Source organism: Kribbella sp. CCNWLW201, assembly GCF_037203805.1.
In the GTDB taxonomy this organism is placed as follows: domain Bacteria; phylum Actinomycetota; class Actinomycetes; order Propionibacteriales; family Kribbellaceae; genus Kribbella.
Genome location: NZ_JBBCBQ010000001.1, coordinates 764,373 through 784,800 on the forward strand (window position 1 = coordinate 764,373; position 20,428 = coordinate 784,800).

General features: G+C 68.1%; 26 protein-coding genes. 15 read left to right on the forward strand and 11 right to left on the reverse strand.

The window, feature by feature from the left end:
- Positions 1-5: 5 nt before the first annotated feature.
- Both V9K99_RS03565 and V9K99_RS03570 read right to left on the reverse strand, forming a co-directional pair.
- Positions 6-347 (reverse strand): L-rhamnose mutarotase, encoded by a 342-nt coding sequence (locus V9K99_RS03565; RefSeq protein ID WP_337010756.1) that lies wholly within the window; start codon positions 345-347, stop codon positions 6-8.
- A gap of 7 nt (positions 348-354) precedes the next feature.
- Positions 355-924, reverse strand: a complete 570-nt coding sequence (locus V9K99_RS03570; RefSeq protein ID WP_337010758.1) for an ATP-binding cassette domain-containing protein — start codon at positions 922-924, stop codon at positions 355-357.
- A 214-nt stretch (positions 925-1,138) separates the two neighbouring features.
- Between V9K99_RS03570 and V9K99_RS03575 the strand changes: the two genes are divergently transcribed.
- Positions 1,139-2,251 (forward strand): LacI family DNA-binding transcriptional regulator, encoded by a 1,113-nt coding sequence (locus V9K99_RS03575; RefSeq protein ID WP_337010760.1) that lies wholly within the window; start codon positions 1,139-1,141, stop codon positions 2,249-2,251.
- A gap of 112 nt (positions 2,252-2,363) precedes the next feature.
- On the opposite strand, the gene V9K99_RS03580 is transcribed toward V9K99_RS03575, so the two are convergent.
- Complete coding sequence (locus tag V9K99_RS03580) at positions 2,364-3,062, reverse strand: TetR/AcrR family transcriptional regulator (RefSeq protein ID WP_337010762.1); 699 nt, start codon at positions 3,060-3,062, stop codon at positions 2,364-2,366.
- A 103-nt stretch (positions 3,063-3,165) separates the two neighbouring features.
- Between V9K99_RS03580 and V9K99_RS03585 the strand changes: the two genes are divergently transcribed.
- The 4 genes from V9K99_RS03585 to V9K99_RS03600 are packed head-to-tail and all read left to right on the forward strand — an operon-like array spanning position 3,166 to position 6,097.
- A complete protein-coding gene (locus tag V9K99_RS03585) occupies positions 3,166-3,969 on the forward strand; it encodes an alpha/beta fold hydrolase (protein WP_337010764.1) in 804 nt (267 codons plus the stop codon).
- A 6-nt stretch (positions 3,970-3,975) separates the two neighbouring features.
- Positions 3,976-4,536, forward strand: a complete 561-nt coding sequence (locus tag V9K99_RS03590) for a dihydrofolate reductase family protein (protein ID WP_337010766.1) — start codon at positions 3,976-3,978, stop codon at positions 4,534-4,536.
- Positions 4,537-4,570: 34 nt separating this feature from the next.
- Positions 4,571-5,515, forward strand: a complete 945-nt coding sequence (locus tag V9K99_RS03595; protein ID WP_337010768.1) for an aldo/keto reductase — start codon at positions 4,571-4,573, stop codon at positions 5,513-5,515.
- A 30-nt stretch (positions 5,516-5,545) separates the two neighbouring features.
- Positions 5,546-6,097, forward strand: coding sequence for a DUF4240 domain-containing protein (locus tag V9K99_RS03600; RefSeq protein ID WP_337010770.1), 552 nt, complete (start codon positions 5,546-5,548; stop codon positions 6,095-6,097).
- A gap of 9 nt (positions 6,098-6,106) precedes the next feature.
- Here V9K99_RS03600 and V9K99_RS03605 read toward each other — a convergent pair whose 3' ends face one another.
- The 3 genes from V9K99_RS03605 to V9K99_RS03615 are packed head-to-tail and all read right to left on the reverse strand — an operon-like array spanning position 6,107 to position 8,406.
- Entirely contained in the window at positions 6,107-6,778 is a 672-nt protein-coding gene (locus V9K99_RS03605; RefSeq protein WP_337010772.1) for a hypothetical protein, read from the reverse strand.
- Positions 6,779-6,814: 36 nt separating this feature from the next.
- The gene (locus V9K99_RS03610) at positions 6,815-8,047 is read right to left on the reverse strand and encodes an RNA polymerase sigma factor (protein WP_337010774.1); all 1,233 of its coding nucleotides are present in this window, start codon (positions 8,045-8,047) and stop codon (positions 6,815-6,817) included.
- Positions 8,044-8,406, reverse strand: coding sequence for a YciI family protein (locus V9K99_RS03615; protein WP_337010776.1), 363 nt, complete (start codon positions 8,404-8,406; stop codon positions 8,044-8,046). Before V9K99_RS03615 ends, V9K99_RS03610 begins: the two co-directional genes overlap by 4 nt.
- 31 nt (positions 8,407-8,437) lie before the next feature.
- Here V9K99_RS03615 and V9K99_RS03620 point away from each other — a divergent pair, with 31 nt between their 5' ends.
- From V9K99_RS03620 to V9K99_RS03635, 4 genes are all read left to right on the forward strand, one after another.
- Positions 8,438-8,581: a hypothetical protein gene (locus V9K99_RS03620; protein WP_337010778.1), complete on the forward strand. Its 144-nt coding sequence runs from the start codon at positions 8,438-8,440 to the stop codon at positions 8,579-8,581.
- The gene (locus V9K99_RS03625) at positions 8,571-9,974 is read left to right on the forward strand and encodes an MFS transporter (RefSeq protein WP_337010780.1); all 1,404 of its coding nucleotides are present in this window, start codon (positions 8,571-8,573) and stop codon (positions 9,972-9,974) included. Before V9K99_RS03620 ends, V9K99_RS03625 begins: the two co-directional genes overlap by 11 nt.
- Before the next feature lie 92 nt (positions 9,975-10,066).
- Positions 10,067-10,222 (forward strand): DUF6131 family protein, encoded by a 156-nt coding sequence (locus V9K99_RS03630; RefSeq protein ID WP_337010783.1) that lies wholly within the window; start codon positions 10,067-10,069, stop codon positions 10,220-10,222.
- 76 nt (positions 10,223-10,298) lie between these two features.
- Positions 10,299-10,610 carry a YciI family protein gene (locus tag V9K99_RS03635; RefSeq protein WP_337010785.1) on the forward strand — a complete coding sequence of 104 codons (312 nt, stop codon included), beginning with the start codon at positions 10,299-10,301 and terminating at the stop codon, positions 10,608-10,610.
- Here the strand turns inward: V9K99_RS03635 and V9K99_RS03640 are convergent.
- Together V9K99_RS03640 and V9K99_RS03645 are read right to left on the reverse strand one after the other, a co-directional pair.
- On the reverse strand, positions 10,596-11,378 hold the full coding sequence (locus V9K99_RS03640) for an enoyl-CoA hydratase/isomerase family protein (RefSeq protein WP_337010787.1): 783 nt from the start codon (positions 11,376-11,378) through the stop codon (positions 10,596-10,598). The genes V9K99_RS03635 and V9K99_RS03640 overlap by 15 nt on opposite strands.
- Before the next feature lie 145 nt (positions 11,379-11,523).
- Positions 11,524-12,042 (reverse strand): ester cyclase, encoded by a 519-nt coding sequence (locus V9K99_RS03645; RefSeq protein WP_337010789.1) that lies wholly within the window; start codon positions 12,040-12,042, stop codon positions 11,524-11,526.
- Positions 12,043-12,097: 55 nt separating this feature from the next.
- On the opposite strand from V9K99_RS03645, the gene V9K99_RS03650 reads away from it, so the two are divergent.
- Entirely contained in the window at positions 12,098-12,733 is a 636-nt protein-coding gene (locus V9K99_RS03650; protein ID WP_337010791.1) for a TetR/AcrR family transcriptional regulator, read from the forward strand.
- Positions 12,734-12,926: 193 nt separating this feature from the next.
- Positions 12,927-13,877, forward strand: a complete 951-nt coding sequence (locus V9K99_RS03655) for an SH3 domain-containing protein (protein ID WP_337010793.1) — start codon at positions 12,927-12,929, stop codon at positions 13,875-13,877.
- 59 nt (positions 13,878-13,936) lie between these two features.
- Here the strand turns inward: V9K99_RS03655 and V9K99_RS03660 are convergent, their stop codons facing one another.
- Both V9K99_RS03660 and V9K99_RS03665 read right to left on the reverse strand, forming a co-directional pair.
- A complete protein-coding gene (locus V9K99_RS03660; protein WP_337010795.1) occupies positions 13,937-15,211 on the reverse strand; it encodes an FAD-binding oxidoreductase in 1,275 nt (424 codons plus the stop codon).
- A 210-nt stretch (positions 15,212-15,421) separates the two neighbouring features.
- Positions 15,422-16,297, reverse strand: a complete 876-nt coding sequence (locus tag V9K99_RS03665) for a sigma-70 family RNA polymerase sigma factor (protein WP_337010797.1) — start codon at positions 16,295-16,297, stop codon at positions 15,422-15,424.
- 92 nt (positions 16,298-16,389) lie between these two features.
- Between V9K99_RS03665 and V9K99_RS03670 the strand changes: the two genes are divergently transcribed.
- From V9K99_RS03670 to V9K99_RS03685, 4 genes are all read left to right on the forward strand, one after another.
- Positions 16,390-17,184 carry a glycoside hydrolase family 16 protein gene (locus tag V9K99_RS03670; RefSeq protein WP_337010799.1) on the forward strand — a complete coding sequence of 265 codons (795 nt, stop codon included), beginning with the start codon at positions 16,390-16,392 and terminating at the stop codon, positions 17,182-17,184.
- A gap of 148 nt (positions 17,185-17,332) precedes the next feature.
- Complete coding sequence (gene trpD, locus V9K99_RS03675) at positions 17,333-18,379, forward strand: anthranilate phosphoribosyltransferase (RefSeq protein ID WP_337010801.1); 1,047 nt, start codon at positions 17,333-17,335, stop codon at positions 18,377-18,379.
- Positions 18,379-19,332 (forward strand): sigma-70 family RNA polymerase sigma factor, encoded by a 954-nt coding sequence (locus V9K99_RS03680; protein WP_337010803.1) that lies wholly within the window; start codon positions 18,379-18,381, stop codon positions 19,330-19,332. The genes trpD and V9K99_RS03680 overlap by 1 nt, the downstream gene beginning before the upstream one ends.
- Positions 19,333-19,402: 70 nt before the next feature.
- Positions 19,403-19,798, forward strand: coding sequence for a YybH family protein (locus V9K99_RS03685; protein ID WP_337010805.1), 396 nt, complete (start codon positions 19,403-19,405; stop codon positions 19,796-19,798).
- Here V9K99_RS03685 and V9K99_RS03690 read toward each other — a convergent pair.
- The gene (locus V9K99_RS03690) at positions 19,795-20,421 is read right to left on the reverse strand and encodes an alpha/beta fold hydrolase (RefSeq protein WP_337010807.1); all 627 of its coding nucleotides are present in this window, start codon (positions 20,419-20,421) and stop codon (positions 19,795-19,797) included. The two genes, V9K99_RS03685 and V9K99_RS03690, sit on opposite strands and share 4 nt — an antisense overlap.
- Between the last annotated feature and the right edge of the window lie 7 nt (positions 20,422-20,428).

Below are 20,428 nucleotides of genomic sequence, written 5' to 3' on the forward strand. Positions count from 1 at the left end.
GGTTGTCAGTCCCCTTCAGAATTCAACGCAGACAGGTGGAAGATCTCGGGCAGCAGCAGGAACGACTCGTCCGGCGGCCTCCCATCGATCCCGGTAAAGAACTCGGTCATCTCGGCCTGCCAGCGGGCGTTCACCTCGGTTGCCGCCATCGCTTTCTGCGCCGCCTCCAGGTCCTCGGCCTCGACGTACCCGATCAGCAGGCCGTCGTCGCGGAGGAAGAGCGAGTAGTTGTGCCACCCGGTCTCACGCAACGCGGCCTGCATCTCCGGCCAGACATTGCGGTGGCGCTCGACGTACTCCTCCAAGCGGTCGGGTTTGACCTGGAGACAGAAGCAGTAGCGATTCACGGTGCCCTCAGAAGTTGAACTGGTCGATGTTGGTCGCGGTGAACTCGGTCGGCGGGCCGAGCACGATCTCGCCGTCGGCGCCGACGGTGTACTCGCCGAGCTTCCCGGCCTTGAACTTCTCCCCCTGCGCACCGGTGATCGACAGGCCGCGGGCCGGCCGGTTCGGGTCGATCGACACGCCGAGCCGGGTGAACAGCTGGGCGGCCTGCCGGACCATCGCGGCCCGGTCGATGGTTTTGAAACGACCCAGAGGCTGGCGCCCCATCGCGATGTTCTCGGCCACGGTCAGGTCCGGGAAGAGGGTCGGCTCCTGGTAGATCACGGCGATCCCGGCCGCCTTCGCATCGGCCGGCGTGTGCAGCTCCGTCGGTACGCCGTTCAGCTCGATGGTGCCACTGTCCGGGCGGTGCACACCGGCCAGCATCTTCACGATGGTGGACTTCCCGGCCCCGTTCTCGCCGACCAGGGCGTGCGCCTCACCGCCGTACAGGTCGAAGGAGACCTCCCGGACGGCGGCCACGGCGCCGAACGATTTCGACACCGCGCGGACGCGCAAAAGCGGCATGCCGTCGGCCATGGTCACCTCCAACTCGGGGCGGCTGAGTTGCTGAAAGGTTTCAAGAAGATTGCACGAACGTAAGGGCGAGCGGTTGGGATCGTCAAGAGGTGGTTCGCGTTTCGAGGCCGATCCCGGACGGATGCTGCGGGAAACCGACGGAAAACAGGTACGCTCTGGCCGCTAAGACGTTTCAAACCCGGCCCATCAGGGCCATGACGCCGGGAGGTCGTGCATGGCAGCGGACAGCGCGCCGGAATCTGCCTCCGCAACCTCGTCCCGGAGCAGTCGCAAGACGGGGGCAACCGGTGGGCGGCGGCGGAAGGCGAAGCAGCACGCGGCCGGCGTGAAGGCGGTCGCGGCGGCAGCAGGAGTCTCGCTCGGGACCGTGTCGAACGTGCTGAACCGGCCAGAGGTGGTCAGCCCGGTGACCCGGGCGAAGGTCGAGGCGGCGATGGCATCACTCGGCTTCGTCCGGAACGAGTCGGCCCGCCAGCTCCGGGCCGGCAGCAGCCGGATCCTCGCGTACCTGATGCTCGACGCCGGCAACCCGTTCTTCACCGACGTCGCGAAGGGTGTCGAGGAAGCGGCCCGCGCGGCCGGCCTCTCGGTCTTCCTGTGCAACAGCAACGAGGACGCCGACCGCGAGGCCGACTACCTCGACCTGCTCGAGCAGCAGCGGGTGCAGGGGATCCTGATCACGCCGATCGACCAGAACTCGTCCCGCCTGCGCAAACTCCCCGCCCGCGGTACACCGGTCGTCGTGGTGGACCGGGCCATCGACGACGGCGAGCACTGCTCCGTCGCGGTGAACGACATCCTCGGCGGCGAGCTCGCCATCGCACACCTGCTCGAACTCGGCCACGACCGGATCGCGTACGTCGGCGGCCCGAACACGATCGGTCAGGTCATCGACCGTCGCGACGGCGCCCGCCGGGCGTTGCGGAAGGCAGGGAAACCCCCGGAAAACTTGATCGAACTGACCACCGGCGCCCTCACCGTCGCCGAAGGTAGGGGCGCTGGGCAACGACTTGCCGGCCTCCCGGCGACCCGTCGGCCGACCGCCGCGTTCTGCGCCAACGACCTGCTCGCCCTGGGCCTCCTGCAGCAGTGCGTGAGCCTCGGCCTGCGAGTCCCCGAGGACCTCGCCATCGTCGGGTACGACGACATCGAGTTCGCCGCCGCGGCCGCCGTACCACTGACATCTGTCCGCCAGCCCCGCCAACTCCTCGGCCGAACCGCCGCCGAACTCCTCCTCGACGAGTCGTCGAACCCCGACCACGAACACCAGCGGGTGACATTCACACCAGAACTGGTAGTCCGAACGTCAACCCGCGGAACCCTCTAGGTGCAGATCGACAGGACGTATATGCCCACTGCCGGCCACTCCCCGCCTGAGCGCACCGGGTATCCGGCTCGATCGACGGACACCTCCTGTCGAACTGCAGCAATCTCTGAGCTCACGCCAGATCCCGGCCATAGGCGGCGAGGAAGACTTCGGTGGCTTGGTCGGCGAGTTTGTCTAGTTCGCCGGGGATCGGGGCGGCCGCCGTACCGGCGAACATGGCTCGGTTCATCGGCTTGTACATGACCAGGCCGGCGAACTGGTAGGCCGCCAGCGTCGGGTCCGGTAGTTCGCGGAGGAGACCGCGATCGGTCAGCCGAGTCAGCGCTTCGCCCAGGGACTCGAGCGACCGCTCGAAGCCGACGGTGAACCAGCGGCCGCAGACGTCAGGGAAGCGATCGGCCTCGGCGATAACCAGCCGGCGCAACTGCAGCACGCTGGCGGTGGTGAGGCTGTCGAGGAACCGCCGGGCCAGCGCCCGAAGGGCTTCACGCGCATCGGTCGCCTCGTCGAGGGTCTCGGCGTACGCCTGAGCCAGGCCGTCGAGAAGCTGATCGCTGGTGCCGAGGACGATCTCGGCGAACAGACGCTCCTTGTTCTCGAACTGCTTGTAGACGGTCTGTTTGGAGACGCCGGCCTTCGCGGCGACCTCGTCCATGCTCGCGCCCAGGTACCCGTGCTGGAGGAAGACCTCGGTCGCCGCGGCCAGGATCGCCCGGCGCTTGCGCGGCGTCCGGCCCTCTCCCTCGATCGCGACGTCCTGTCCTGGCTGCCAGACGGCGGCACGTTGACGGTGTTCCACACGGTTGTCCACTGACGGCCTCCTCGATGGTTCTCGAAAATCATACTAGACAGTCCAGTTCTCCTCTGAGTACTGTACGGTCTAGTTCCGAACGACGACAGAGGAGGGGCTCCAGATGAGCACCGTGAAATCCGCAGACGGCACGACGATCGCCTTCGACGCCATCGGGGAGGGCCGGCCGCTGATCATGGTCGACGGCGCCACCGCGCACCGGGCCGTGAACCCGTCGAACGCCGAGGTCGCGAAACTGCTGAGCGACGAGTTCCGCGTCTACGTCTACGACCGGCGCGGCCGGGGCGAGAGCACCGACACCAAGCCGTACGCGATCCAGCGGGAGATCGAGGATCTGGCCGCGCTGATCGAGGACGCCGGCCAGCCGGCCCTCGTGTTCGGCTGGTCGTCCGGTGGGCTGCTGGCGCTGGATGCCGCGGCCGCCGGGCTGCCGATCGCGGCGCTGGCGCTGTTCGAGCCGCCGGTGGTGGTCGACGACGGCCGGCCGCCGCTGCCGACCGATTACGTGGAGCGGCTCGAGGCGAGTGTCGAGGCCGGCCGGCCGGGCGACGCGGTGGAGCTGTTCATGACCGCGGGAGCGAATATGCCGGCCGAGTTCGTCGATATGATGCGCGGAACGCCGATCTGGTCCGGTGTCGAGGAGATCGCGGGGACGATCGCGTACGACGGGAGGATCATGGGGACGACGATGTCGGGCAACCCGCTGCCGGCCGAGCGCTGGGCCGCGGTGAACGTCCCGGTCCTGGTGATGCACGGTGACAACACCCCGCCGTACCTGAAGACCGGTCCCGCCGCGGTGGCCGAACTGTTGCCGACGGCTCGGTTGCTGCCCGTGCCGGGCGAGAACCACAACGTCGAGCCGCCCGTCCTCGCCCCGGTCCTGCGCTCATTCGCTGAGGAGCTCTGATTCGCTATGGGGAATATTGTGGTGACCACGTTCAGCTCGCTCGACGGCGTCGTACAGGCGCCTGGCGGGGAGGATTTCAAGTACGCCAACTGGACCTTCGACTTCGACCGCGGTGAGGACGGGGAGAAGTTCAAGGAGGACGAGGCGTTCGGTGCGGACGCGTTGCTGATCGGCCGCAAGACGTACGAGGGGTTCGCGGCGGCCTGGCCGTCGTACGAGGGTGAGCTGGCGGACAAGTACAACGGGATGCCGAAGTACGTCGTCTCGAGCACTTTGACGGACCCTTCGTGGAACAACACCCGAGTGCTGTCCGGCGACGTACGCTCCGAGGTCGCGAAGCTGAAGGAGGAGGTGTCCGGCGAGATTCAGGTTCCGGGCAGCATCCAGCTCGCGCAGGAGCTGATCGCCGCCGACCTGGTCGACGAGATCCACCTGATGACGTTCCCGGTCATCCTCGGCACCGGGCGGAAGCTGTTCGGCGAGACTCCGGACAAGACGCGGTGGAAGTTGACCAAGTCGCTGACCGTCGGCGAGGGCGTGCTGATCACCGTCTTTCAACGGGCTTGACCTAGACAGCGCTCTAGCAGGTTGGCTTCTCGGCATGCTGAACATCGCGCTGGGTGCCATGGAGTACGGGACACGGATCGGGGAGAAGGAGTCGTTCGCGCTGCTGGACGCGTACGTCGATGCCGGTGGGGAGTGGATCGACACGGCGAACTGCTACGCGTTCTGGCAGGACCCCAGTGGACACGGGGGACAGAGTGAGGAGTTGCTCGGCCGGTGGTTCGCGCGCCGGCCGGGCATCCGGGACCGGGTGAAGCTGGCGACCAAGGTCGGCTGCGAACCGCTCTGGCCGGGCAGCTACCCGGAGCACTCGGAAGGGCTCAGCGCGGCGACGATCGACGCCGCGCTGGAGACCTCACTGCGGCGACTCGGGGTCGATCACATCGACCTCTACTGGGCCCACCGCGACGACCGCTCGACCCCACTCGAGGAGACGGTCGCCGCGTTCGGCAAGCACGCAGCGGCCGGCACCATCGGCCGGATCGGCCTCTCGAACTACGCCCTCTGGCGGGCCGAACGGATGCGCGGTCTGGCGCTGGAACAGGGTGTTGAAGGCCCGACCGCCCTGCAACTGCGGTACTCCTACCTGCAGCCGCGCCCGTTCGTCCGCGACCACGCCCACGACCACCGCTTCGGCTGGATCACCGATGAGGTCCTCGACTACGCCGAGAACGACCCCACCCAGCAACTCTTCGCCTACAGCCCCCTGATGTCCGGCGGCTACGAAAACCGCCCCGACCGCCCCATCCCCGAAGCCTTCGACCACCCCGGCACCACCCGCCGTCTCCAAGCCCTGACAGAGGTCGCAGACTCCCTCAACGTCACCCACTCCGAGGTAGTAGTCGCCTGGCTAACCTCCGGCACCCCCGCCATCACCCCCATCATCGGCATCAGCAACCCCACCTACCTGACCACCGCCCTCCAAGGCGCCAACCTCGAACTGTCCACCGAGCAGCGCACACAGTTGGACAGGGTCTGGTAAATCACCTGGCATCGGGGAGACGCTGTGGGGGTGGACAGGGATGGGTTCTGGGGATTGGTCGAGGATGCGCGTGGTGGGGTGGATGACACCGTCGCGGATCCGGACGGGGTAGCGGACGCGCTGACCAAGCTGCTGGGTGGGCTGGAGGCCGAGGAGATCGCCGGGTTCGGGGCCGAACTCGCGCGGTTGCAGGTCGAGTCGTACCGGTGGGACCTGTGGGCGGCGGCGTACCTGATCAACTCGGGGGCCTCGGAGGACGGGTTCGACTCGTTCCGGGGCTGGTTGATCGCGCAGGGGCGGGAGGTCTGGGAGGCGGCGCTGGCCGTGCCGGACTCACTCGCCGATGTGGTCGACGAGGACCGGCCGGAAGGCTTCGAGGGGTTCGACGGCGAGGGGCTGCTGCACGTCGGCAGTCACGCGTACAAGAACGTCACCGGCGACGAATCGGCGTACTGGAAGGCGGTCGACGCCCAGGCGCCGGATACGCCGGACCTGCCGGCCGGAGAGGAGATCGACTTCGACGACGAGGACGACCTGCATACTCACCTGCCCCGACTGGCCGCGCTGTATCTGGACAGCTGACCGCGACGGCTAGCCCGGTTCGCCGCCGAGGCGTTCGATGGCGGCGCGCAGCCGGCGGCGCCAGGCGGGCTGCCCGGCGTCCTCGTCGGCCGCGGCCAGGCTGACCAGGTGCTGGGCCATCTCGAAGCCCTCTGACGTGCGCGGCTCGAGGTCGGTCACCGGTACGGCGACCTGCGGCTCGTCGTGGTCGAGTTCGATCCGCCGGGTGGTCCAGCCGAACCCGTCCGGCACGAGCAGCTCCGGCACCAGGGACTCGTGACTGAGTGACGCCAGCTCCTTGTCACCGTTGCCGATGCTGAAGATCGTCGTACCCCGGCGCCGTACGTCGCTGATGCGTTCCAGCAGCGTGTCAGCCGGGTCCTCCTCGGCCACGACCAGCAGCGACTCGCCACGGCCCGTGTCGCGCAACCTGTCCAGTCCGATCGACAGGTGGGGCGGTGCGCCGGGTGGCGGCGACCAGCGGACCAGTGACGGGCGGATGTCCTCGATACCGGCCCGGTGCAGCTCGTCGTCGAGGTGCGCGGTCAGGTGCCACGGCTCGTCGTCGACCGGCCCGAACAGCATCAGACCGCCAGTCCGGGTGGTGAACCGGCGGAGTGAGTGGGCGAAGTCCGTGGTCCGGCTGCCGAGCTCGGTACCGGTCAGCATCTCTCGGAGGAGTGAGGCTCTGGTGAGATCCACCCCTCAAACCTGACACAACCCGGGGTGCACCGCGAGTCAGACCAGCCGGTCCGCCTTGGACTGCAGGTAGTTGCGCTCCGGCACACTCGTCGTACGACGGGCCGCGAGGAGGTAACTCTCTCGTGCCCCGACCACATCACCCGACATCTCCAGCAGGTGTGCCCGTACGGCGTCCAACCGGTGGTGGCCGGCCATGCGGTCGTCGGACTCGAGCGGCTCGAGTACCGCGAGGCCGTCCTTCGGACCGGTCGACATAGCGACCGCCACGGCGTGGTTGAGCTTCACCATCGGGTTGTCCACCATCTGCTCGAGCACCTCGTACAGGGCGACGATCTGCCGCCAGTCCGTGTCCTCGGCCTGCTCAGCCGTGTCATGGACCGCAGCGATCGCGGCCTGCACCTGGTACGGCCCGAGCTGCGTGCGAGACAGCGCATCGGTGACGAGCGCCTCACCCTCGACGATGGCGTCCTTGTTCCACTTCGACCGGTCCTGCTCCGCCAGTGGGACCAGTGCGCCGTCCGCACCAGTACGAGCAGGCCGCCGCGCATCCGTCAGCAGCATGAGCGCCAGCAACCCCGCCACCTCGCCGTCGTCAGGCAGCAGCCGCCGCACACCACGCACCAGCCGGATCGCCTCGGTGGTGAGCTCGGCACTGTGCAACGACGTACCGGACGACGCTGTGTAGCCCTCGTTGAAGATCAGGTAGAGGACATGCAGTACGGCGCCCATGCGCTCGTCCCGCTCGGCCTCCGGCGGCAGCTCGAACGTGCTGCCTGCCTGCTTGATACTGCGCTTCGCCCGGCTGATCCGCTGCGCCATGGTTGCCTCCGGCACCAGGAACGCGGCCGCGATCTGTGCGGTGGTGAGACCGCCGACCGCACGCAGTGTCAGCGCGATCTGCGAGGCCGGCGACAGCGCTGGATGGCAGCAGAGGAACAACAGCGTCAGCGTGTCGTCCCGGCCGCCCGGATCGTCGAGGTCGGGGCCAGCAGCAACGAACTCCTCTGGTGCGGCGAGCTGGGCCGCGTTCTCCTCACGCCGTCGCCGGGCCGACTCGCTGCGCAGCAGGTCGGTCAGCCGGCGCGACCCGACCCGGATCAGCCAGCCACGCGGGTTGTCCGGCACCCCTTCGGCCGGCCACTGCTGGGCGGCCGCGAGCAGCGCCTCCTGGACCGCTTCCTCGGCCAGGTCGAAGTGCCCGTAGTGCCGGACCAGCGCACTGAGCACCTGCGGCGCCTGCTCCCGCAGCAGCAGCTCGAAGTCCTTCACATCTCCAGCCCGGACGTATCCATTACCGGCCGCACCTCCACGGCGACGTACTTCGCGTCCGGCATCCGGGCCGCGTAGGCGATCGCCTGGTCGATGTCATCGCACTCGACCAGGTAGAACCCGGCCAGGTGCTCCTTGGCCTCAGCGTACGGTCCGTCGGTGGTCGTGGTGGTGTCGTCGCGGACCGACACGGTCCGGCTGGTGATGGGGTCGGCCAGACCGGCGGCACTGACCAGGAGGCCCTGCTCGGTCAGTTCGCGCGTCAGGTCCTCGTGGGCACGCCCCAGGCCCTCGCGTTGCTCGGCAGACAGGCTCGCCCAGCTCTCGGGGTTGCTGTAGATCAGCAGCACGTACTTCACAGGCACCATCCTGTCGCTCGCGGAGGCCGCTGTGACCCCCTCTCACCCGGTACGTCGTACCCAGTGGACGACTTTCGACAGAAATGTCGAGGTGGTCCGGGCGGCCCCGACGTACCCGCTGAGTGACGCCCAGCCGGGGCGTTCCGCCGTACTGGAGATGTCACATGGTGACTGAGTCGAAGCGCTGGTGGGCACTGGCGTTGCTGTGCCTGACCGGGTTCATGATCATTCTGGACGCGTCGATCGTGCTGGTCGCGGTCCCGTCGATCGAACGTGAGCTGACCTTCTCGTCCGGTGGCGTGCAGTGGGTGCCGAGCGGGTACGCACTGATGTTCGGCGGCCTGCTCCTGCTGGGCGGGCGCATCTCGGACCTGCTCGGCCGGCGGCGGGTGTTCATCACCGGACTGCTGCTGTTCGCCGGGTCCTCGCTGCTGTGCGGGTTCGCCTGGAGTGGTGACGCGCTGGTGCTCGCCCGTGGCCTGCAGGGCGCGTCGGCCGCCGTACTGCTGCCCAGTGCGTTGTCGATCGTGATGACGACGTTCCCGGATGGCGCGGATCGCAACAAGGCGCTGGGGATCTGGGGAGCGACCAGTGGAGTCGGCGGTACGGCGGGGTCCCTCATCGGCGGCCCTGTGACCGACGGACTGGGTTGGCAGTGGATCTTCTTCATCAACGTGCCGGTGTGCGTGCTGGTCGTCGTACTGGCGCCTGCACTGCTGCTGGACAGCCGTGAGCGGGGCCGGCGTGGGTTCGACGTCGCCGGCGCAGTCACCGTGACTACTGCGCTCATCGTGCTCGTGTACGCCGTCATCGAGGCGCCCGACTCGTCAGTGGGGAAGACGGTCGCGCTGTTGGCCCTGTCGGCCTTGCTGTTCGGGTTGTTCGTGTTGGTGGAGCAGAGGTCGTCGGCACCGCTCGTACCGCTGCGGATCTTCCGGTCGCGTGCATTGGTCGGCGGCAACCTCATCACGGTCAGCTGGGGTCTGTCCGCGTTCGGGCTGAACTACATCTACACGCAGTACGCCCAACTGGCGCTAGGCATTTCCGCAGTCCGCTACGGCCTCATGTCCGCCGTACTCGCGGCTGCGGCGGTTGTGGCATCGATCATCGGCCAGCACCTCGTCACGCGGGTCGGACCGCGCCGGGTCGCGTTCGCTTCGCTCCTGGTGGCGGGTGTCGGTACGACGCTCATGACCCAACTGACCGTGCACTCGGGGTACTTCGAGCTGGCCTTCTGGGGTCTGACGATCTTCGGCGCCGGACTGGGTGCCGGGACCGTGGCCGGCTCCATTGCCTCACTCAGTGATGTGGCCGGTGAGGACTCCGGTGTTGCTTCCGGGCTGCAGAGCGCCAGCTTCCAGATCGGTGGCGCAGTGGGCATCGCAGCGCTCTCCGCTGTCGCAGCAACCAGTACGACGGGCTCCGCCCCGACCGCACTGACGCAGGGCTACCGGGTCGCGTTCTGGGCGGTGTGGATCGCCATCGCCCTCGGCATTGCGGGCTGTGGTCTGCTCCTCAGCCGCAAGCGTCCGGTGAAACCACAGTTGCAGGCAGTTGCCTCGTCCTGAGATCAAACGGTCGTTGGAGGTTTGCAGCCGCCGGAGTGGGCACCGGATGCGTGCGCCACCGTCCGCCCGGTGGCCATCCAGAAGGAGGTTTCATGCTCATCCTCGGACTGATCCTGTTGGTCCTGGGTCTCGTGCTGGACATCTCGATCCTCTGGACGATCGGCATCATCGTGCTGATCGTCGGGGCCGTGTTGTTCCTGCTCGGGTCCACCGGCCGCGCCGTCGGCGGACGCCGGCACTGGTACTGATCCGCCGGCCACGTCAGAACCCCACGGGTGCCCATATCCGTGGGGTTCTGTCCGTCCCCGTCGCTACGGTGAGGCCATGAAGTACGTCGTGATGATCTACGGCGCGGATGCCGCCCGTCGGATGCCCGCAGTCAAGGCCGACCTGGCCGCCACCGGCGAGCTCGTCAGCGCCGAGGAGCTCGTGCTCCCGAGCGAAGCCCGGATCGTGCGGATCCGCGACGACGAGCAGACGGTCACCGCCGGTCCGTTCGTCCCGACCGATCACCAGGTGTCCGGCATCGTCCTGATCGACGTGGTCGACGATGCCCATGCGGAAGCCGTTGCCGCCCGCATCTCCGCCATCGTCGGCGACCGGGTCGAGCTGCGCGGGACCCTAATCAGCGCCTGACGGAAACCTCGGCGGCCGCCTCTCGGTGAACGCCGCGATGCCTTCGGCCAACTCGCCGGCCGCGATCGTCTCCTGATAGCGCTTGAAGGCGAGCGCGTCGGCGTCCGTACCGGCGAGCAGCGCGTTGACCGATTCCTTGGCCGACCGGATCGTCAGCTGCGAGCGCGACACCAGCGTCGCCGCGAACGCCTCGACCACGGCATCCAGCTCAGCCGGCTCGACCACACGATCCACGAGTCCCTTGAGCTCGGCCTGTGGAGCGGTGAGGAGTTCACCGCTGAAGAGCAGGTACTTCGTCGTCGCGGGACCGACCAGATCCAGCAGCACCTTGATCGCATCCGGTGGATAGACGACGCCGATCCGGGCCGGCGTGACACCGAACGTGGCGTCGTACGCGGCGAATCGGAAGTCGCAGTTCACGGCGATCTCTAGCCCGCCGCCGATGCAGTGCCCGCGGACGACCGCGATCGTCGGCTTCGGGAACTCGCGCAACGCCGCCTGCGCGCGCAGGTTGAACGCCCGCAGCTCCGCCATCGGGTCGGCCGGATCGGTGCCGGAGATCAGTTCGCCGATATCCGCGCCGGCCGAGAAGCTCGGCCCGGCTCCGGTGACCAGCAACACCTTCACCGCGTCGTCCGCGGCGAGCTCGGCCAGCAACCCGGGCAGGACCTCCCACATCGCCCGCGTCAGCGCGTTCCGCTTCTCGACCCGATCGATCACCAGCCGGGCCACCGCTCCACCCTCGACCCGGAACCCCAGCTCATCCACCCCCACACTCAACCAGTCGACGGCCCCCACCGCCGCCAGCTGGATCACACCGCGGACCGCCAGCCCCTCACAATTGCCGACTCGGCGGCCGCGGGAGCGTGCGGTCGTGCGGCCGGCGCCGGTTGTGATGGCCTGGCGGTCCGGCTCACGCTGCGCGCTTGATGCGGGACTTGGCTCGGGCCATGCGGAAGAGGTACGCCGGGGTCGGCGGGACCCAGCCGAGTTGCTTGGCCTGGCCGAGGTCGTCGCGGTTGGCCCAGTGCTCGATCAGCTTGCCGTCCTGGATCCGCAGCCAGTGCGACTGCGTGACGGCGAAGGTCTTCCCGGTCGGCGGGAACACCGTGTCCACGCCCGCGCTGTTGTAGACGGCGAACGGCGCGACGTGCCGGCCGCTCATGGTCGAGTTGATCGCCACCAGGTCGCCGTCGGCAACGACATGGTGGATCTCGTAGGCCAGGCCCTCGAACGCGGTCCGCAGCCAGAGCGCGGTCGCGTAGAAGCCCGCAGGCCCGCCGATCCGGCACTCCGGCGGCTCGGCGTCGTCCTCCCGGTTGACCGCGTCCGGATGGACGACCGCGTCGAAGTCGGCCCGCTCGCCGTCGGCCATGATCCGGATGCAGCGAACCGCGAGATCGCTCGCCGACACCCCTGCCGTGGTACTCATGTCTCCCCCTAGAATTCGGTACAGTGAACCTGTATCTAAAACCATGGAACCGGTGATGACAGAAGTCAAGAGGCAGTACGACGCGTCCGGCCGGCGCGAGCAGGCCCGGCAACGGAGGTACGGCGTCGTGGTCGCGGCCAGGGATCTGTTCGAGACCGACGGTTACCAGGCGACCACCATCACCGCCGTGGCCAAGCGCGCCGGCGTCTCGGCCGAGAGCATCTACAAGGGCTTCGGCACCAAGGCCGCACTGGCCAAGGCGGTGTTCGACTTCGTCATCGCCGGTGACGACGAACCCGTGCCGATCGCCGAGCGCCCCGAAGCACAGGCCATTCAGGCCGAACCCGACGTACGGCGGAAGATCCAGCTGTACGTCGACGGTCTCGCGCAACGGCAGGAGCGGTCGGCCCGGGTGCAGATCCTGATCCGGGACGGCCGGCACCACGACGAGACGCTGGCCGAGACCTGGCAGACCCTGCTCAACGAGCGGCTGACCGGGATGACGATGTTCGGTCGCCACCTGCTCGACAGTGGCCAGCTGCGCGACGGCATCACGGTCGACGAGGTCGCCGATGTGCTGTGGACCTACATCTCGGTCGAGCTCTACGAGTTGCTGGTGCTGCACCGCGCGTGGCCGCTCGACCGTTACGCCACGTGGATCGCGGCCGCGATCACTCACGCTCTGTGCTGAAACGACAGCACGAAAACTGCCCAAGCGTTTGATCTCGAGCCGGTAACTTCCGGATAGCGGGCGGATTACGTCCGGTTCCCCATTCGAATGTTCGTAATGCGTTAAAACAGCGGGCCGATTGCGAACCTTTCGGGGATCTGTGCTTGACTCCTCCGGTCGATAACGTTTTGGTCTCGGCAGATTGGGTGAGTCAGTGGCAGGTCGGCATAGACAGGCGCGGCACCGTCAACCGCGCCCGAAGGTGATCCAGCCCGGTATCGCGAAGGTGGCGATCCCCGGCGCGGCGGTGGCATTGGTGGCCACCGGTTCGGCAGCCGCACTTCCCGACCGCGAGGTCAAACTCACCACCCCGTTCGCCAGCTCGTCCCTGCAGCTGGCGCGCGAATCGGCCATCAGCCGCGACGCTCTCCGTCCGCCGCTGAACCTCACCACGGCGACGCCGAAGCCGAAGGCCGCCCCCACGGCGAAGCACCTGAAGAAGCAGGCGCCGATCCCGAAGCCCGCCGCGACCAAGACGCGGGCGGCGGCGGCCGCGACACCGCCGAAGGTGACCGGCTCGAAGTACACCACCACCGACCTGAACGTCTGGTCGATTCCCTTGGTCGGCACCCTGCTGGACGTCATCCCGAAGGGCACCAAGGTCTCCGTCACCGGCAAGGTCGACGGCATCTGGGCCGAGATCGTCCGCGACGGCAAGTCCCGTTGGGTCAAGGCGCAGTACCTGTCCGCCACCAAGCCGGTCGCGAGCACCGCGGGCACCATCTCGCAGGCAGCCTGCAAGTCCGGTTCGTCGGTCGAGAGCGGACTGACCCAGGACGCGATCCGGGTCCACCGGGCCGTCTGCGCGAAGTTCCCGAGCATCACGTCGTACGGCGGACTCCGGGCCGGCGACAGTGGCTCGGAGCACTCCACCGGCCGCGCGCTCGACATCATGGTCAGCGGCTCGGAGGGCAAGGAGGTCGCCGAGTGGCTGAAGGCGAACTACAAGATGCTGGGCATCAGCGAGCTGATCTACCAGCAGCAGATCTGGACCGTCCAGCGCATGAGTGAAGGTTGGCGAGGCATGGAGGATCGCGGCGGTGCGACCGCGAACCACATGGACCACGTCCACGTCTCCGTGTACGGCAACGCCGGCACGGTCTGACGGACGCCCCGAGCGACCCCGGTCCCCTGCCCTCCTGGGGACCGGGGTCGCTTTCTGTCTCAGGGGCGGATGTTGGCGTTGAGGTGGAAGAAGTTCGCCGGGTCGTAGGCCCGCTTCACCTCGCGCAGCCGGCGCAGGTCCTCCGGTGTGTACGCCGTGTCCGCGCGACCCGGGTCGCCGAGGAAGTTCACGAAGGTGCGGCCGGAGTCCGGCAGCAGGCCGTGCATCTCACGGTCGACGATCAGCGAGTACGACGCATCGCGGTGACCGACCGGACCCGCGCCGGGACCCGGGTGGGCCATCGCGCCACCCCAGTGCCGGATCTCGACCGTTGGCTCGCCATCCACTGTGGTTAGCGTGTCGATCAGGCCGTCGGTGAGTTCGTCGAGGAAGTCGAGGTGCCGCGCCGGTGTTCCGCCCATCGCGGCATCGCCGTACTCGATCGTCTTCAGCTCGCCGGCCAGGCGCGGTCCGGCGACCTCGAACAGCGGCTTCAGCAGGTGTTCGGCCAGGTCGGCGGCACCGGCGTACATGACCTTGATCGCGACGGCGCGCTGCTCGGTGCCGGGGACGCGGGTGAGTACGACGGCCGTGCTGAGCTCGTTCGGGATCGTGGTGGTCCAGTCGCGGTAGCGGCGCAGGATGTCGGCCGCGCGGTCGATGCCGTAGTACACGATGCCTGCGTGCACCTGGCGGACCGGGTACAGCCGGAACTCCAGGGACGTGACGATGCCGAAGTTGCCGGTGCCGCCGCGGATCGCCCAGAACAGGTCCGGGTGGTGTTCGGCGCTCGCGGTGACGAAGCGGCCGTCGGCGGTGACGATCTCGGCGCGGATCACGCTGTCGGCCGCGAACCCGTACTTCCGGGCCAGCCAACCGACCCCGCCTCCGAGGGTGTACCCGGTGACGCCGACATCGCGGGACGAACCTGACAGCGGCGCGAGGCCGAACTGGCCGGCGGCGTCGAGGACCGCGCCCCAGCGCGCACCCGGCGCGACCTTGGCGATTCGGCGCTCGGGGTCGATCAGGACTGTGGTCATCGGGGTGGTCTTCAGCAGGATGCCGCCGTCGGCCGGGACCCGGGTGCCGTGGCCGGTCGCCTGCACGGCGATCGGCAGGCCGTAGTCACGCGCCGTCCGGACCGCGGCCTGGACGTCGGTCCGGCCGTACGCCTCGACGACCACGAGCGGCCGCGAGTCGACCGTCGGGATCACGGACTTCCGCTGTACGTCGTACTCCGCGTCGCCCGGCAGCCTGATCGCACCGTTGAACCCGGCACCCAACAGCCCCGCCACCACGTCGCTCGCAACCGGCGCCACCGTCTGCGTCGTCATCCCAACCACTCCTTCGGCTATCCGCTCCTACCCAGACGTCGAAGGAACAGCGCCGTTATTGACACGTCGCCCAAACTTTTCTGGATGACCCCCACCCACGCGGTCTCCGTCGACGGACCGGTCCTGACAAAGCAGTACGTCACCTGGCCACGCGACTAGCCCGCTCACCGGGTCCGTGAATGGCGCTCAGCTCGAAGCACTTGGCGCTGGTCAGGCGGGGATCGGGAGCTGCTCGAGGCGGTCGAGGTCGGCGAGGATGTTGATCTCGGTGATCTTGCCGCTGACGACCACGAGGTCCATCACGCCCATCAAGCGGCCGTTGATGACCGTCATGGTGCCCGGCATGCCGTTGATCAGGGCCACCTCGTTGTACGGCGCCATCCGGCTGAACATCAGCGCCTGCTCGACCACCGCGCGCGCACCGGTGACCAGCTTCGACACCGCCGGGCCCGCGAACTCCGCGGTCGCGTCGCCGGCGTCGGCCCGCAGTACGACGTCCGGATCGAGCAGCGCGAGCAGTGCCTCGAAGTCCCCACCCCGCGACGCCGCCAGGAACGCCTCGACGATCTCCCGCTGACGCCCCGGATCCCCGTCACCCACTGGCTTGCCCTGCACCCGCCTCCGGGCCCGGCTGGCCAACTGCCGTGTCGCCGCCGGCGACTTGTCCACAATCGTCGCGATCTCGTCGAAGCTGACCCCGAACATGTCGTGCAGCACGAACGCCAGCCGCTCCGCAGGCGCGAGGGTCTCCAGTACGACGAGCAGCGCAAGACCGATCGCGTCCGCCTCGACCGCCAGCTCCTCCGGCCCGGGCCCACTGTCCCGGGTCACGATCGGGTCCGGCACGAAGTCCTCGCGACGCGACTTGCGACTACGCAGGGTGTCCAAGCAGACCCGCGACACGACCGTGGTCAGCCAGCCGGCCAGATTGCCGACGTCACTCACGTCCGAGCGGCTCAGCCGCAGCCAGGCCTCCTGCACCGCGTCCTCGGCCTCCGCCAGCGAACCGAGCATCCGGTACGCCACCGCCCGCAGGTGTCCCCGGTGCTGCTCGAACTGCCGCGCAAGCTGGTCGTGCTCGTCCACTGGTCACTGTCTCCCGTCGTGCTCCGTCAACTCACCTGACGGATCGCGGCACCATGATGTGACAGCGGCCAGGCCAGGGCCATGATGGGGGCATGCCTGAGACTCGTGGTGACCTGGTGTTCGAGGACCACTTCGACGGTTCCACGCTGGACCTGTCCGTGTGGTCGCCGTACTACCTGCCGCACTGGAGTTCGCGGAAGGCGTCAGCAGCGACGTACGCGCTGGATGACTCCTGCCTGACGCTCAGCATCCCGCCAGACCAGGGCCTGTGGTGCGACGGCGACCACAAGCCGGACCTGCGGGTGTCTGGGATCCAGTCCGGCAACTACTCGGGGCCGGTGGGGAGCACGGTCGGTCAACAGCCGTACCGCGAGGGACTGGTCGTCCGCGAGGAGCAGGAGCCGTTCTGGGGCTGGACGCCGAACGGCGGGTACGTCGAGCTGCACGCCCGGGCCGAGATCAGTCCGCGGTCGATGGTGTCGCTGTGGATGGTCGGCCTGGAGGACCAGCCGGAGCGGTGCGGCGAGATCTGCGTGATGGAGGTTTTCGGCAACGCGATCGTCCCCGGCGAGTCCACCGCGGTCGGCATGGGCCTGAAGACCATCCGCGACCCGGCCGTACCGCAGGACTTCGAGGCGGTCCGCCTTCCGATCGACCTGGAGGACTTCCACACGTACGCCGTCCGGTGGGTCTCCGGCGAGGCGACGTTCTTCGTCGACGGCACCCCGATCCGCAGTTGCCAGGGCGCCCCGTCGTACCCGCTGCAACTGATGCTGGCCGTGTTCGACTTCCCGGACGACAGCGTCGGCGATGACGACCACCTTGTCCCGACCTTCACCGTCGACCACATCCGCGGCTGGAATGTTGCCGAGGAGCTCGTCGCCTGACTAAGGTCGTCGACATGTTCTCGCGCGTGAGCAACTGGTGGGCCGTCGAGTAGACGGCCCTGCTTCCGCGTCACCACCCCGGCCGTCTCCTGCGAGGCGGCCGTTGTGATGTCTCCTCGTGGGCGGCCCAGCACCCTGAGGATTGCCAATGGCAACAACATTCCGGACCTGGTCCGGGCTCATCTCCGCGCTCCTGGCCGGCTCCGACCTGACGTCCGCGGACACCGCGTGGGCGATGGACCAGCTGGTGCTGGGCGACGCGTCGCCGGCCCAGATCTCCGGTTTCCTGATCGCCTTGCGGGCCAAGGGCGAGACGGCCGACGAGATCGCGGGACTTGCTTCGGTACTGCGTTCGCACGCAACGCCAGTGCGGATCCGCGGACCGTTCGTGGACATCGTCGGGACGGGTGGCGACCGGACCGGAGCTGTGAACATCTCGACGATGGCGGCCGTGGTGGCGGCGTCCACTGGCGTGACTGTGGTCAAGCACGGTGGACGCGCGGCATCGTCGTCCGCAGGTGGCTCCGCCGATCTGGTGGAGCACTTGGGAGTACCACTCGACCTGTCGGCTGAGGAGGCCGTGCAGGTCGCTGCCGAGGTCGGACTCACCTATCTGTTCGCTCCACGCTTCAATCCGGCGCTGCGCCACGTGGCCGTCGTACGACGTGAGTTGGCCGTGCCTACCGCGTTCAACGTGCTCGCACCGTTGCTGAACCCGGCAGACCCTCAGCACCAGCTAGTGGGGGTCGCCAACCCACGGATGCTGCCAGTGATCGCCGGCGCGCTGGCTGTGCAAGGCCGATCCGCACTGGTTGCCCGTGGCGACGACGGGCTCGACAAGCTCACCACTACCGAGCTGTCGCGCGTGTGGGTCGTGTACGACGGCTCTGCGTCGGAGATCGTGTTCGACCCGCGGTCGCTCGGGTTGGCGCCGGTGTCGTTGGCTGAGCTGCGTGGCGGCGATGCTGCGTTCAATGCACGAGTACTGCGCGGTCTGGTCGACGGTGAGCCCGGTCCGGTGCGAGACGTCGTACTGCTGAATGCTGCGGCTTCTTTGGTGACGCTGGAGCTTGGAAAAGGGCTACTGCTCGAGCAGCTCGCGGAGTGTCTGGAGCGGTGCCGGGAGGCTGTGGACAGCGGAAAGGCCACGCTAACGCTGGAACGCTGGACCACTCACTCGCTAGCGTGCAGGTAATGCGTGACGTGCTCGACGCCGCAAGAGGCGGTGATGAGAACGCCTTCGGACAGCTGGTGGGGCCGTGGCGTGGAGAGCTGCATGCTCATTGCTACCGAATGCTCGGGTCCGAGGCGGACGCGGACGACGCGGTCCAGGAGACGCTCGTACGCGCCTGGAGCAGTCTCGACAGGTATGAGGAGCGTGGTTCGCTCCGGGCGTGGCTCTTCAAGATCGCCACGAACCGGTGCCTCACGCTGATCGAGAAGCGCGGGAAGCGGGAGCTGCCCACCGACCTGAACGCGTCCTTCGAGGCTGTGTGGCTGGAGCCCTATCCGTCGAGCCGGCTGGAGTGGACTGCGCGGCTGAGCCCCGAGGCGCGGGTTGTGGCGCTGGAGTCCGTGGAGCTCGCGTTTGTGGCGTCGCTGCAGCACCTGACCGCACTACAGCGTGCAGTACTCCTGTTGCGCGACGTACTGGCCTTTGCCTCTCGTGAGGTGGCCGAAGTGCTGGAGACGTCGGTTGCCGCGGTGAACAGTGCGCAGCAGCGGGCTCGGACGGTGTTGAGCACCCTGCAGCCCACTCAGCAGGCGACACTGCGCAAGCTCGGGGTGTCTGCCGAGCGTGACCTGGTACGGCGGTACATGGCCGCGTGGGAGGCCGGTGACGTCGACGCGATCGTGGCGATGCTGGCGGATGACGCGAAGTACTCCATGCCGCCGCTGCTGCAGTGGTTCTCGGGGCGGGCCGGGATCCGGCGCTTCCTGCTGGACGGGCCACTGCGGGAGAAGTGGCGGTTCCTGCCGGCGCGGGCGAACGGACAACTCGCGTTCGGGACGTACCTGTGGGATCGCGACCGGTACGTCCCGGGCGGACTCGACGTGATCGGCGTCCGCGGGTCGGAGATCGTCGAGGTCGTCTCGTTCCTGGACGCGGATTTCGAGGCCTTCGGGCTGCCCGCGGAAGTTTTCTGACTCCTCGCGATGAGTTTCCTTGGGGTGCCGGGGTTCTCCCTGTGACGACTCCCTTTGGAAGGACTTGAGGATGACGAACGAGCAGGAAGTCCGCACACTGATCGAGAACTGGGTCACCGCGGTCCACGCCGGCGACTTGGACACGGTCCTGGCCGACCACTCCCCGGACATCGTGATGTTCGACGTGCCCCCGCCGTACGACGGAGTGCGCGGGCTGGACGCCTACCGCGACACCTGGCCCGGCTTCTTCGAGTGGCAGCGCTCGGGTGCGTCCTTCGAACTGGAGTCGCTGGAGATCACGGCAGGCGAGGACGTCGCCTTCGCCCATGCCCTCCTGCTGTGTGGCACGCCGGAAGAGCACAAGGCCAACCCGGCGCTGCGTCTCCGCCTGACCATCGGCCTCCGCCGCGTCGACAACCGCTGGACCGTCACCCACGAACACCACTCGTTCCCGCTGAGCACCTAGACCGCGTACCGCAGGATGGTCTCGGCCACCTGATCCGGGCTCCGAAGGCTCGGCAGGTGGTCGGCACCGGGCAACCAGATGAATTCGCACCCGGGGATGCGCGCAGCCGCAGCACCCGCAACAGCAGCCATGATCGGCCGGTCCTTGTCGCCCACCATCACCACAGACGGCACCTGAATCTCCTGCAGCCGGTCATACACCGGCGGGTCTTTCCGCAGGTAGTCGGCTTGGTCAAGCTCAGGCTCGTCCGGCATCGGGAACCCACTCACTCCGGGACAGAGCAGGACGAGCGCCCGTACGCGTGCCGGATCGTTCAGCGCAAGACTGAGCGCCGTGTCCCCGCCCATGCTGCACCCGACCAGCACCACCTGCTCGAGCCCCAGCTGATCCAGCACGCTCAACAGGTCCTCGACCAACGAGAACTCACTTGTCGGCAACGCGGAGCGCCCGTACCCGCGAGCGTCGTACCGAACCACCCGATGCCGCTCCACCAACCTCGGCATCACCGGATCCCACACCCGCGAATCCCCCACCCCCGGATGCAACAACACCACCGGCACCCCAGGCCCCGCCACATGCTCAGCCCAAACCTCGCCCCCACCTACCGCAATCCGCAACTCCATCTCCCCA

Coding starts and splice junctions, on each gene's coding strand:
- V9K99_RS03570 (WP_337010758.1), bottom strand. CDS start 924: ATGGCCGACGGCATGCCGCTTTTGCGCGTCCGCGCGGTGTCGAAATCG.
- V9K99_RS03575 (WP_337010760.1), top strand. CDS start 1,139: ATGGCAGCGGACAGCGCGCCGGAATCTGCCTCCGCAACCTCGTCCCGG.
- V9K99_RS03585 (WP_337010764.1), top strand. CDS start 3,166: ATGAGCACCGTGAAATCCGCAGACGGCACGACGATCGCCTTCGACGCC.
- V9K99_RS03590 (WP_337010766.1), top strand. CDS start 3,976: ATGGGGAATATTGTGGTGACCACGTTCAGCTCGCTCGACGGCGTCGTA.
- V9K99_RS03595 (WP_337010768.1), top strand. CDS start 4,571: ATGCTGAACATCGCGCTGGGTGCCATGGAGTACGGGACACGGATCGGG.
- V9K99_RS03625 (WP_337010780.1), top strand. CDS start 8,571: ATGGTGACTGAGTCGAAGCGCTGGTGGGCACTGGCGTTGCTGTGCCTG.
- V9K99_RS03630 (WP_337010783.1), top strand. CDS start 10,067: ATGCTCATCCTCGGACTGATCCTGTTGGTCCTGGGTCTCGTGCTGGAC.
- V9K99_RS03635 (WP_337010785.1), top strand. CDS start 10,299: ATGAAGTACGTCGTGATGATCTACGGCGCGGATGCCGCCCGTCGGATG.
- V9K99_RS03645 (WP_337010789.1), bottom strand. CDS start 12,042: ATGAGTACCACGGCAGGGGTGTCGGCGAGCGATCTCGCGGTTCGCTGC.
- V9K99_RS03650 (WP_337010791.1), top strand. CDS start 12,098: ATGACAGAAGTCAAGAGGCAGTACGACGCGTCCGGCCGGCGCGAGCAG.
- V9K99_RS03660 (WP_337010795.1), bottom strand. CDS start 15,211: ATGACGACGCAGACGGTGGCGCCGGTTGCGAGCGACGTGGTGGCGGGG.
- V9K99_RS03670 (WP_337010799.1), top strand. CDS start 16,390: ATGCCTGAGACTCGTGGTGACCTGGTGTTCGAGGACCACTTCGACGGT.
- trpD (WP_337010801.1), top strand. CDS start 17,333: ATGGCAACAACATTCCGGACCTGGTCCGGGCTCATCTCCGCGCTCCTG.
- V9K99_RS03680 (WP_337010803.1), top strand. CDS start 18,379: ATGCGTGACGTGCTCGACGCCGCAAGAGGCGGTGATGAGAACGCCTTC.
- V9K99_RS03685 (WP_337010805.1), top strand. CDS start 19,403: ATGACGAACGAGCAGGAAGTCCGCACACTGATCGAGAACTGGGTCACC.
- V9K99_RS03690 (WP_337010807.1), bottom strand. CDS start 20,421: ATGGAGTTGCGGATTGCGGTAGGTGGGGGCGAGGTTTGGGCTGAGCAT.